This is a genomic window from Lysinibacillus sp. NPDC048646 (assembly GCF_050272295.1).
In the GTDB taxonomy this organism is placed as follows: Bacteria; Bacillota; Bacilli; order Bacillales_A; family Planococcaceae; genus Lysinibacillus.
Window position 1 is genome coordinate 115,889 of sequence record NZ_JBNNLZ010000013.1, and the last position, 11,578, is coordinate 127,466.

General features: G+C 36.8%; 7 protein-coding genes. 6 read left to right on the top strand and 1 reads right to left on the bottom strand.

Annotation, left to right across the window (positions count from 1 at the left end):
- Positions 1 to 100: 100 nt before the first annotated feature.
- The 5 genes from ACQKII_RS14940 to ACQKII_RS14960 all read left to right on the top strand — a co-directional run bounded on the left by ACQKII_RS14940 (position 101) and on the right by ACQKII_RS14960 (position 7,777).
- Positions 101 to 760 (top strand): S-layer homology domain-containing protein, encoded by a 660-nt coding sequence (locus ACQKII_RS14940; RefSeq protein WP_427460523.1) that lies wholly within the window; start codon positions 101 to 103, stop codon positions 758 to 760.
- A 238-nt stretch (positions 761 to 998) separates the two neighbouring features.
- Positions 999 to 2,081, top strand: coding sequence for an S-layer homology domain-containing protein (locus ACQKII_RS14945; protein ID WP_427460525.1), 1,083 nt, complete (start codon positions 999 to 1,001; stop codon positions 2,079 to 2,081).
- Between the two features lie 283 nt (positions 2,082 to 2,364).
- Positions 2,365 to 3,309 carry an NlpC/P60 family protein gene (locus tag ACQKII_RS14950; RefSeq protein WP_427460527.1) on the top strand — a complete coding sequence of 315 codons (945 nt, stop codon included), beginning with the start codon at positions 2,365 to 2,367 and terminating at the stop codon, positions 3,307 to 3,309.
- A gap of 315 nt (positions 3,310 to 3,624) precedes the next feature.
- Positions 3,625 to 5,538 carry an N-acetylmuramoyl-L-alanine amidase gene (locus ACQKII_RS14955; protein WP_427460529.1) on the top strand — a complete coding sequence of 638 codons (1,914 nt, stop codon included), beginning with the start codon at positions 3,625 to 3,627 and terminating at the stop codon, positions 5,536 to 5,538.
- 307 nt (positions 5,539 to 5,845) lie between these two features.
- A complete protein-coding gene (locus ACQKII_RS14960) occupies positions 5,846 to 7,777 on the top strand; it encodes an N-acetylmuramoyl-L-alanine amidase (RefSeq protein WP_427460531.1) in 1,932 nt (643 codons plus the stop codon).
- Between the two features lie 103 nt (positions 7,778 to 7,880).
- Here ACQKII_RS14960 and ACQKII_RS14965 read toward each other — a convergent pair whose 3' ends face one another.
- A complete protein-coding gene (locus tag ACQKII_RS14965) occupies positions 7,881 to 9,809 on the bottom strand; it encodes an S-layer homology domain-containing protein (protein ID WP_427460533.1) in 1,929 nt (642 codons plus the stop codon).
- Between the two features lie 285 nt (positions 9,810 to 10,094).
- Here ACQKII_RS14965 and ACQKII_RS14970 point away from each other — a divergent pair, with 285 nt between their 5' ends.
- Positions 10,095 to 11,375 carry an oligosaccharide repeat unit polymerase gene (locus ACQKII_RS14970; protein ID WP_427460535.1) on the top strand — a complete coding sequence of 427 codons (1,281 nt, stop codon included), beginning with the start codon at positions 10,095 to 10,097 and terminating at the stop codon, positions 11,373 to 11,375.
- Positions 11,376 to 11,578: the final 203 nt, after the last annotated feature.

Consider the following 11,578-nt stretch of genomic DNA (forward strand, 5'->3'; position numbering starts at 1 on the left):
AGGGGGGAAGTCCCTCTTTTCATTTTGTCTAGCAATCTGCAGAGTTTTCGACGGAGTTTAGTATGCCGTTGACAAAGTAAACAGGAAAGGGGCAAGGACAATGAACAAAAAGCGCTCACGTCTAGCTTGGACACTCTCAGCTACCGCAATAGTGGCACCTTGTGTTGCAGTGATACCTACAGAAGCAGCTACAATGCCATTTACAGACATTAAAAACAGCGGTAGCGAAGGCGAACTTTACAAGGCAGTTCGTGAATTGTATAGCGAGGGAATTGTATTTGGTACGACTTCTACTACGTTTAGCCCTTATGAAAATTTAACACGTGGAGAAGCAGCTTACTTCTTAGCAGAAGCGCTAAAATTTGATACGACGAATGTAGAAAATCCTGGATTTAATGATGTACCAACTTCTCATAAGTATTATGGACATATCGCAGCACTTGCGGCAAATGGCATTATCCAAAAAGGTACTAATTATAGTCCGAATCATTCTATGAAGCGCAGCCAAATGGCGAAGATTTTAACACTGGGTTTTAATTTACAGCAGGCAACAACTTTATCGGCACCATTTACAGATTTTACAGAAGATGTTGAAACCAATCGATACATGCAAACGTTATTAAATTATGGTATTACAGAAGGAACCAGTTCGACAACGTTTTCACCATACATGGATATTCGACGGGGACAAATGGCTTTATTCCTTTATCGCACCTTACAAAAAAACGACAATGATCTATATATTATTAGTGTAGAATAGTAAGATAAAAAACACTCTTTGGTAAAAACTTACCTTTAGAGTGTTTTTTAAAATCGTTATAGGAAAAAAACGACAATAATGGTATGTTTGTATATGTTCTTGAAGGGTATGTACCATCACTAATATTTGGGATATTTGATGTTTTGAGCATATGAATAGACTTTCGGTCAAGCTATGAATCTCTATTCATCTTTCAAATAAACAGTAAAAACATTTCATTACATAAGGGGGGGTAGCAATGTTAAAAAAAGTATCTAGTATTGTCGTATGTTCACTTATTTTGCTGGCTACACCATACGCAGAATCACTGATGAGTACAACAGAGGTAGCGTTGGCGGCGGAGGCCGCTAAGGATGTCCCAGCAACACATTGGGCAAGTAACTCGATTCAACATGTGTTAGGTAAGCAATATATGACAACCTATCAGGATGGATCTTTTAAGCCAGATCAGGCGATTACAAGGGCGGAGGCTGCAGCTACGATTGCGCGGTCTATGCAGCTAAAATTGGATAGTTCTTTTTCACCTAATTTTGAAGATTTACCTGCCAATCACCAGTATTACAAGGAGATTTGTGCATTAGTTGAATTGGGTATTTTACAAAATGGCGATTGCTTCAATCCTGAATCTCCCTTAAAGCGCATGCATGTTGCTAAAATGTTAACACTTGCCTATAATATCGAGGTTGATTCAACCAACAAAAGCAAATTTAGTGATGTTAACGAAGCACATTGGGCCAAGGACTATATTGAATCATTAGCTGATGTTGGCGTTATTCAAGGGGTAAACGCACAGCATTTTGCACCAAACCTCATGATTACACGAGCGCAATTTGCTACTTTGATTGAGCGTAGCCTTACTTTTACAAATAAGGTGGAAAATTTTGAAGTTGCCTATGATTATTTATCAAAGACGTATATCCCGACTGTTAATTTTTCATCGACAATGTCTAATGAAGTTATTCGTTTAATTAACATAGAAAGACAGAAGCTAAAACTACAATCACTTAGTTATGATGCAGCTTTAACGCAAGTCGCTGTTATCAAGGCACAGGATATGGTGAATCGTCATTATTTCGAGCATGAATCTCCTTACTATGGTGCACCATGGGATTTAGCGACATTATTCGATTATCCATATACAAGTTTAGGAGAAAATCTCGGCAGAAATATTCCGACACCGCAAGCGGCCGTAAAAGCATGGATGGCTTCTCCAACACATCGTGAAAATATATTACGCGAACATTACACAAACACGGGCGTAGCCATTGCAGAAGATAGCAAAGGAAGTTACTATTGGGTGCAATTGTTTTCTAGTCAATAAGTTTATAACTTGATGCTGTTAGTCAATATGCTATCTGCATCGAATGGCATAGAAGCATTATTTTCTGTAACAAACTATCTCTAATATTACAGGAATGTTACAAAAGACCGTAATACCCATAATTTAATACCCATTATTTACTGCTGATAAACCTCGAAACGTTGGTATATCAGCATTTTTTTCTGTTTCTAAAACCGTTACACAATTGAAAAATTAAAATACTAAAATTTGTGATAGTCTATGTATAGGCAAAAAAGTTCTTCGAGAGGGGTATAACAAAAGTATGAATAAGAAATGGTTATTACCGATTTTTGCATCTTTTATGTTATTTTCAGCAACTCCAATAGATAACGCTGAAGCGGCGACTGCATCAGAAGTCACGAATACAGCGACTAAATATTTAGGTATTCCATATGCATATGGAGGTACAACTACAAGCGGACTAGATTGTTCAGGCTTTACTTCTAAAGTCTTTGCAGATTTAGGCATAAATCTTAACCGTACGTCAGGCTCACAATATCAGCAAGGGACTGCGGTATCAAAAAGCGATCTTCAAGTAGGAGATTTACTTTTCTTTAACACGAGTGGTAGTGGTATCTCACATGTAGCTATATACATAGGTGACGGTAAAATGATTCACTCTCAAACAGGCAAAGGTGTTAGTTATTCAAGTGTAGACGATCCATATTATTGGTCTTCTCGTTACATTGGTGCAAAACGCGTTGCAACATTTGATACTGAGCAACAAGCAGAAGTAACAAAAGTAGCGACAGCTGAAGTAAAGGAAGCTGCAATTGATTTTACAGTGTATGCTTCACGTGCTGAAGTAGCTGTGCAACTTGCTCAAGCGCTAAACCTAGATACATCGGATAAGAACACAAAATTCACAGACGTAAAACCAACATATGCACATGCTGGTGCAATTGCTGCTGTAGCGAAGTTAGGTATTTTTGAAGGGGATGACAACGGTAAGTTTAATCCGTCTTCACCAATGACACGCGCACAAATTGCAAAAGTATTAGTTCTTGCTTTTGGTCTTGAACCTCAAGGTGATGTTGTGACATTTGCTGATGTGCCTGAAAACTACTGGGCAACTGAGTATATTTCAATTATTGCAACAAACGGAATCACAGCTGGTAAAGATAACGGTAACTTCGGTTATAATGAAATGTTAAAAATTTCTCAGCTTGCAACATTTATTGAACGCGCAAAACAATTAAAGAAATAATATATTTCCACTTCAGTTTAAACAAGGGCTACGTTTAATTTGAAGTATTGCAAGGAAGTTCTTTTAAATAATGTATAAATGGATGAGAGTTTGCACTTGCAGGCTCTCTTCTTTTTATGAAATAGTTGTCCCATCTGATTGGGGCAACTTTTCATCGTTTGTAAGTGGTGAAAGTCACTGCAACGATTGATTCCACTTTATAGAAAAGGGAGGAGATAAGTAAAAAACAGTAGAAAAGTTACATTCGTATGATAGTTTTGGCTGTGTATTTTTGTTAAAATGAAACCCAAGAACAGGAAGGGAGGAAATAAGACATTGTACCTCAAAAAAATCAGTCTTATTTTATGCGTCTTATTCATTTCAGCTTCTATGTTTACTATACATAGTGCAAATGCAAGTGGCGGTTTTGATGATATTTCCCCAAAGCATGAAGCTTATGAAGAGATCAATTATTTAGTTAGTTTAGGTGTTATTAAAGGTTATACGGAAAACGGGAAAACGTACTATAAACCAAATAATAATGTGACACGTGGACAAGTAGCAAAAATGGTGGTAGTTGCCTCCGGGAACAAACCATTAGTGGTTAGCAAGTCAAACTTTTCAGATGTAGCAGTTGGTACTGAGCTCTCAGGCTACGTAGAACGTGCCGTTCAGTTAGGTCTCTTTGCAACAAACACAAAAGGGCAATTTTTACCGAACAAGCCTTTAACCCGTGATGAAATGAGTTATGTACTAACAAAGGCATTTAAGCTCGATGCTAGTGCTTATGAAAATATAGATTCTCCATTTGTGGACGTTGGTATCACGCATCCTTACGTTCAATATATTAATACGATTTACTATAATGGTATTACAAAAGGTAGCGGTCAGAATTATAATCCAAATAGTCAAGTAACACGTGCGCAATTTGCATTATTTGTAGCACGTGCCAAAAGTGAAAAATATCGTTTAGAGCTACCTGTAAAGGGTGATTCTGTTCCAGATACAAAACAGGTTATTGGCTTAGTTCAAGTAACGACAGATGGTTTAAATATTCGTAAATCAAAAGATTCTACTTCTAGTACCAATGTGGTAGGCACTGTCAATAAAGGCGGTAAACTATCAGTCTATGCTGTTGAAGGAGACTGGTTAAAAGTAACGTATAAAGGTGCTTACGCTTATATTTATAAAACGTACGCACAGTTCTTAGATGCGGATGGTAATGCATTAGGTAATATCCAAAAACAAGTGACAACGACACAAGGTATGAATGTGTATGTGAAAGCGACATCTTCATCAAAAATTATTTCAACCGTTACTAGTAAAGTGAAATTGCCTGTCTATAAGACGGTGAATGGCTACTATTTAACTGTAGTAAATGGTCTGCCAGGATATATTGTAGCAAACAGTACAGAGGACGTTGAAGTGGAACAACCTAAGCCAGATCCAAATCCAAATCCAAATCCAGATCCACCAACTCCACCTGTAGCAGGTGACTTACTAGGGCGTGCAACTGTTGGTAGTTTAAACGTACGTAAAGAAGCAAACTCTACTTCTACGGTATCAGGCAAATTAAATAAGGGCGATTACGTGCATGTCAACAGTATCAATGGCTACTGGGCACAAATTACTTTTGAAGGCCAAACAGGTTATGTGCACAAATCTTACTTAAAGCTATTAAATCAAGGTAATCCGTTGAAAAACCGTATTATCATTCTTGACCCTGGACATGGTGGCAAGGATCCAGGTGCTGTTGTAGGTTCAACTTCAGAAAAGTCCATCACATTAAAAGTCACTACACTTGTAAAACAAAAGCTAGAAGCGGCAGGTGCACAAGTAAAGATGACACGTACAGGTGATACGTATCCATCATTACAAGATCGCGTTGATTTTACAGATGCCAACTTCGGTGAAATCTTTGTTAGTATCCATGTCAACTCAGCATCAAGCACTTCTGCACAAGGTACTGAAACATATTATGCTATTACAACAGGAGATATGTATCAGGAGGATGTTGACTTAGCGACTTTTGTAAACAATCAAATTGTTACAAACTTAAATATGAAAAATCGTGGTGTAAAAGAGCAACAATTCTATGTCATTCGCAACACGTTAATTCCAGCGATTTTAGTAGAGCTAGGCTTCCTTACAAATAGTGAAGATCGTGGTAAAATGACAGATGACCAATATGTCGAGTTATTTGCAGAATCTATTTATAAAGGAATTTCTCAATATTACGCAAAACAATAATAACAAAAAGCTATGTGGTTCGTATGTGAACTATGTAGCTTTTTTTTGATTGGTACTATTAAAAAGAATTCTATCAACGATCCCGTAGAAGCTATCAGCAATAAAAAAATAATCTATAGACGAGTTTACTTATATCGTATAAATGGAGGAAAGTTTAAACTTGCGTAATCCATCCTTTTTATGAAATACTATCCTTATGTGGGAACTCTATCTAAATTATTAGTAGGATAGTTACGTTCGTATGGGGGTTTTATATGTTAAATTTTGTTGAAATTAATACAAGAACAGGGAGGGAGGAATTAAGGCATTGAACTTCAAAAAAATGAGCCTTATATTATGCGTCTTATTCATTTCGGTTTCTATGTTTACTATACATAGTGCAAATGCAAGTGCAAGTGGTGATTTTGAAGATGTTTCTCCAAAACATGAAGCTTATGAAGAGATTAGTTATTTAGTTAACTTAGGTGTTATTAAAGGTTATACGGAAAATGGGAAAACGTACTATAAACCATATAACAAAGTAACACGTGGACAAGCAGCCAAAATGGTTGTAGTTGCCTCAGGGAACAAACCATTAGTAGTTAACAAATCAAGCTTTTCAGATGTAGCAGTAGGTACGGAACTCTCAGGCTACGTAGAACGTGTTGCACAACTTGGTTTCTTTGCAACAAATATAAAAGGTGATTTTTTACCAAACAAGCCTTTAACTCGTGATGAAATGAGCTATGTGCTAACAAAGGCATTTAAACTTGATGCAAGTAAATACGAAAATATTAATTCCCCATTTGTTGATGTTGGTATTACACATCCTTACGTTCAATATGTAAATACGATTTACTATAATGGTATTACAAAGGGAAGCGGCCAAAATTATAATCCAAATAGCCAAGTAACACGTGCACAATTTTCATTATTTGTAGCGCGTGCAAAAAGTGAAAAGTATCGTTTAGAGTTACCTGTAAAAGATGTGGATGTACCTGATACATCACAGATTATTGGGTCAGTTCAAGTAACGACTGACGGATTAAATATTCGTAATACTAAAGATTCTTCATCTAATTCTAACATTGTGGGTACAGTGAATAAAGGTGAGAAACTATCAGTCTATGCAGCTGAAGGAGACTGGTTAAAAGTTTCGTCAAAAGATGCCTATACTTATATTTATAAAACGTATGCTCAGTTTTTAGATGCAGATGGTAATACTTTAGGGAATGTTCAAAAGCAAGTAACAACAACACAAAATATTAATGTTTACGTTAAAGCAAGCTCCTCTTCAAAGATTATTTCGACTGTGAATAGTAAAGTGAAATTACCAGTTTATGAGACGGTTAATGGCTACTATTTAACAGAAGTGAACGATTTACCAGGCTATATCGTAGCGAATAGTACAGAGGATGTAACAGTAGAACAGCCTTCTACTCCAGTTCCAGCCCTAAAGCCAGCTCCAACTCCAGATCCAATCACGCCACCAGTTACAGGTGACTTACTTGGTCGAGTGACAGTTGACAATTTAAATATCCGTAAAGAGGCTAACTCTACTTCTACGGTTTTAGGTAAGCTTAGTAAGGGTGAATATGTTCAAGTGAACAGTATTAATGGTTACTGGGCACAAGTTACTTTTGAAGGTCAAACGGGCTACGTGCATAAATCTTACTTAAAGCTATTAAATCAAAGTGGTAATCCGTTAAAAGATCGAATTATCATTATTGATCCAGGTCATGGTGGCAAGGATCCAGGAACTTCTTTCGGTTCTATTTCGGAAAAAAATATTACATTAAAGGTTGGTACTCTTGTCAAGAATAAATTGGAGGCTGCAGGTGCAAAGGTATTGATGCCTCGTACAGGGGATACATTCCCTACACCACAAGATCGTGTTGATTTTACACATGCTAATTACGGTGAAATCTTCGTAAGTATCCATGTTAACTCAGCGGCGAATACTGCTGCACAAGGTACCGAAACATATTACGCTAAAACACCGGGTGATATGTATGAAGAAGACATTGATCTTGCGACATTTGTAAACAATCAAATAGTAAATAACTTAAATATGAAAAATCGTAAGGTCAAAGAAGAAAAACACATTGTGAGTGCTAATACGAATATTCCAGCCATCTTAGTTGAGCTAGGCTTCCTAACAAATAGTGAAGACCGCGCTAAAATGACAGATGATCAATATGTTGAGCAATTTGCTGAATCCATCTATAAAGGGATTTTGCAATATTACGCAAAGCAATAATAACAAAAAGCTACATAGTTCGTAAGGAACTATGTAGCTTTTTGTTTGATTGTAGGTATTAATAGTATCCTATCAGCGCATGACAACTAATCTTGCAATGTTACTATTTAGAATTCGCGTACAATGTGCGGTTAACAAACTGTGCAAAGTTTTGACGTGTAACAGTACCACTAGGTTTAAATGTGTTATCTGCGTAACCTGTTGTAATGCCTAGTGCATATAGAGCTTGAATATCTTTGTAATAAGTATGATTAGTAGGTACGTCTGCAAATGTATTACTAGAAATGCCTTGTAGTTTAAAGCCATTGACAAGAGCATGTGCCATATCAGCACGTGTCATTGGCTGATGGGCATTTATTTTGTCATTTTCTAATGAGATAATCCCGTAGCGTATGCCTGTTGCCAATACTGCGTAGCCGTAATCACTAGGTTTCAGGTCACTTGCATTCATTGATGCTGAGCTTGAAGCAGTAATGCCTAGGGCACGTAATACCATTTCAGTTGCTTGTATGCGTGTTAATGTCCCTTGTGGATTGAATTTCCCATTATTTCCTTTAATAATACCAAGGGCATGTAAATTTTTAATATCATAGTAGCCACTAGTTGAAGTTGTTACATCTTGGAACAATGGAACTGCAGCAATTGTTGCCTTAGTGGAACCTTTTGAGCGTGTGAGCGTTTTAATTTCTGCAATCGTTGCGAATTTTTCATCAACATTTTTACGATCATCACGGCCTTCAATAAAAGATGTACGAATCGTATACGTACCAGCAGCTAAATTTCCAGGCATAAATATCTGATATTTTTCATAATGGGTACTAACGTCTTTTCGGTCAGCGTTATCCGTTGTAGCATCGGCCGCTAGACCTGGGATATAGCGTTCATGTCCCTGACCAACCACTTGACCGTTTGTATCTAAAATCTCCACTTTTAATGTACCACGAGCAGGTACATTCCCGTTGTTCTTCACGGTTACTGTGGAATAGAAGACAAATTGACCAGATGGTGATACATAGCTTTGCACGCCGTCAGAATAGAGGGAAAGATTATAGCGGCGAGGTGTATTGCCTTTGTGATCTTCAGCTGTCCAGTTTAAAGCGTGCTTCATAAATACTTTTGCGTCATTATCACCACGCGTTGTCGTGTAGGCAACTCCATTTTCATTGTCCTGCCAATCTGCTTTTGCATCGATACTAATATAATCAAAGATTTTGAAACCTATTTGAACGACGCGGCCTTTTCCATATGCAATGGCGTGAGCAGCGCCAAATTCATTTTTCTTCATAGTCTGTGGCTTACTCGTGTAATCGTAATTTGAGAAATATAAAATAGGTGTTGCAGTGCTGCCTTGCCAAGGCTTGATGATTTCAACCCACTCTTGATCTGATTTTGTCAGATTAAGTTTGCTTTTGCCAAGCTCTTTTGTCGCGTTTTGAATGATCGGGTGTACGGTATTGATGTTGCTTACAGTAGAGTTCCCTAACACAATATCGTCTATAAAGCGCGCATTGAATACTTCCGTTAGGTTATCCCATTCCATTACCCAGGAATCGACGTCATAGATTAAAGGGGATAAATCTATTTGTCCTATTTTTGGGAATTTAGCTGATTCGTTACGAGCTGTTTGGAAGGCGAATAGAGCGCCACCACCATTCCGTACGTAGATTTTGACATTTTCGCGTTGTTGATGGTTCATCATCACCGTATAGGCAAAGACGATTGCATCGTACTGGCTTAAAGCTTCTAAGTTGTTTAAGTCTTTTTCATAAATTTTTTCTATATTGAAGCCCTGCTGTTGGTAGAGAAGAAAGGCTTTTAGCTCTTTGTTATATGTTGAGCTATAGTCGACCTTTGGTGATACTGTTTGTCCTAGATAGGTACCACCAGGGTGTGTCGTATTGGCATATTTCTCGCTACTTTCAGAGAAAACGACACCGATTTTCTGTGAAGCTGCTTCTGCTTGTGAAGATGATAAGACTGTTACAAGCAAGAAAGCACCGGTAGCTAATAGTGAAACGAATATTTTTTTCAATAGATCCACATCCTTGTTTCGTAATGGTTTCTAAAAATAGGTATTTCTAATACACATATTACAACTAAATAATGGATGATTCGTAGAGTTTTAGATTAAAAAGAAATTATTGAGTTTATTTATGTAAATTCAATTAAATCCTTTCTATAAGTCTATCTAAATTTATGATATAATAACCTTTGTTTTGTAGGAAAAACTAAAGAATATAATAGTGAATAGTGACTATTGATTCATCATAGAGGAGGGCAATAACATCTAATTAGATATATTAGATGTATAACATGTATGAATAAACTGAAACAAGTTTTTACAAAGGTTAACAAGATTGATACGTTTTCACCGTATTTCTTTTTACCTTTTATATTAGTGCTTTATTTCTTCACAAGTTTGTTCGATTTTCATCGATTTGATTTATTTAATGTGCGCGTATCAATTTTACCAGCTGTGCTAGTAGCGCTTGTGTGCTATTATATCGGCGTCTATATTATTGATAAATTACAATGGACAATCCCTTCGTTCGGATTATCATTTTTAGGGAAATATGTGATTCACTTTGTTGTGGTATTAACATTAATTGGCTTAGCTGCCTATTTAATGATGATTTTTGGTGGAGGTTTAGGGATTTCGGATGAATCCAATCGACGTAATCTTGACCCAAAACTGAACTTCTTTAGCCAATTGTTATGGTATGGGATTCTCTTGTTAATATCATACAAAATGATTTTAGAAAAGCATATGACATGGAAAAAAGCATTAATTTATGGCTCGATTTTTGCGGTTGTCATGTTCTTATTCTTATTAATGGGCTATCGTACACCGTTAATCATTATGCTATTTACAGGTATTATTATTTTCCACTATGTTGTAAAACGTGTGAAATTGACTTGGTTCCTAACAGCATTATTAGTGATAGGCGTAGCGTTCTCAATGTTTGGTTTCTTGCGCGTTATGACAGAAGATACATCAAATGAATTCAATAATCGTGATCAGCCAGATGTTGAGTTATCTGAAACAGATAAAGAAAAGCTTTTGACAGTAGAGCAAAAGGTAAATTTAACACCTAAATGGATGCGTTCATTGAATGGTGAGAGTGTTACGGGGCATATTGTTTTAAGTAAAATTATCGAGTATACACAGGAGGAAGGGTACCTAAATGGAGAGATTCATGGCGGCATCTTCAATACCATTTTACCTGGTGAGCAAATTTCACCGCGTATGAAGGTCACTGAGGTTGTAAACTCTTTAAGTGTGGAGGAAGGGAAGTATATTACACGTCCAACGAGAACAACAACGCCTACCTTTATAGGGCAGCTGTTCCTAGATGGCGGCTATGCGCTTGTAGCGATTGGCTTCTTGTTATACGGTATCTTAATTTCTCTCATCTACAATAAAGTGAAGCAAAGTGGTATTCGTAGCTTCCACTCTGTTGCCTATGCATTTGTAATTACATTATTTACAGTATCGATGCATACAGGTTTACTTGATTTAATCTTTATATTAATGCTCGGTTTTGTCATAATTGCCTCTGCAATTATTAAAACGGATAGAAACAAAGTTCAATATTAACGATAAAGGACTGTCCTAAATAGGATGGTCCTTTTTCGATAAATGAAGAAACTTGGTCGATAAATTTAAAAAAGTTATCGATAAAATTCAAAACTTAGTTGATAAATCGTAAGCCCGAAATATAAAAAAACCGCACCTTTTCGGTATACACGACGAATGGCCATCTATCTGAATTTTTTTCGGATAGATGGCTATTTTGCACA